The sequence below is a fragment of the Noviherbaspirillum denitrificans genome (assembly GCF_002211445.1).
GTDB lineage: Bacteria > Pseudomonadota > Gammaproteobacteria > Burkholderiales > Burkholderiaceae_D > Noviherbaspirillum > Noviherbaspirillum denitrificans.
Map to the genome: position 1 here is coordinate 2,455,058 of NZ_LSTO01000001.1, position 1,127 is coordinate 2,456,184.

The window sequence follows — 1,127 nt, forward strand, 5'->3', positions numbered from 1 at the left end:
AGTGGTCGTCGACAGCTGCGAACCGGAGCCCATCGATGCCTGCGCCGAAAAGCTTCTGGTCGCACAGGCGGCCGCCCATCGCCCCGACGCGCTCCTCCTGCTCCAGCCCTCCGCGCAGACTGCCCGCATTGCCGTCGCCGAGTCCGCTCGTGCGCGGATTCCGGCCGTCACCGCACGCATGATCCTGCGCGAGAGCGTGCACGGCTACCTGCGCGACAACAACACGTTCTCGGCCATCGAGCAGGGCACGCGTGCAATTGAAAAAGCCTGGCGCGAACCTCCGGTGCAAGATCTTCCGGGACCGTCGCCGAAGACCGGTGCGGTGGAAATCCCGCCGTACGCCCCGGTCGTCGACCTCACCGGCACACTTGCCGCGCAGGACATCGACGGCCTCAAGGCGGACATCGCTGCTTTCCGCTCACGCAAGGGTGCGCAGATCGCGGTGCTTATGCTGCCCACCACGCAACCCGCGTCGATCGAGGAGATAGCGGTACGCGTATTCGAGGAATGGAAGCCCGGCCGGAAAGGCATCGATGACGGTGTGCTGATCCTCGTCGCCAAGGATGACCGGCGCATGCGCATCGAAGTGGGTTACGGTGTCGAAGCCGTGCTGACCGATGCCATCGCCAGCCGTATCGTCAATGAGCGCATGCGGCCGCTGTTTCGGCGCGGCGATTTCGGCGGCGGCCTCCATGCGGCGGTGGAACAGATCGTCCGCGTCATCGACGGCGAGGAACTGCCGCCGGTTGTCGTCACTGAGAGCGAGGGCGGACCGGAAACGCCACACTTCATCGCCGCCGGCATTGCCATCTTGCTTGCCGTGATCGCGCGTTTTCGGCTTCCTGCGCTTGCCGCCGTGGCGCTCGCAGCTGGCGGAATCGGCGCGTCATTGTGGCTGCTCGGCGCAGAAATCGGCCTGATCGTCTTTCTCTCGTTCTTTGGCGCGGCAATCGCATTCGGCCTGATGGAAGCGATAGGCGCGGGGTACAGGGGGGCATCGGGAAGGGGGAGATCGAAACGTTCCCGCAGCTGGAGCGAGGAATGGGACAGCATCCGCGAACATAGCTGCAGTGGCGGCAGTCGCTCGAGCAGCGATAGCGGCGACGGTGGACGCTCGGGTGGGGGAG

At 65.7% G+C, this 1,127-nt stretch carries 1 protein-coding gene; it reads left to right on the plus strand.

Annotated features, from left to right (window positions below; translation table 11 throughout):
- The coding region (locus AYR66_RS12020; protein WP_206047153.1) for a TPM domain-containing protein at positions 1–1,127 on the plus strand (1,127 nt) is incomplete at both ends.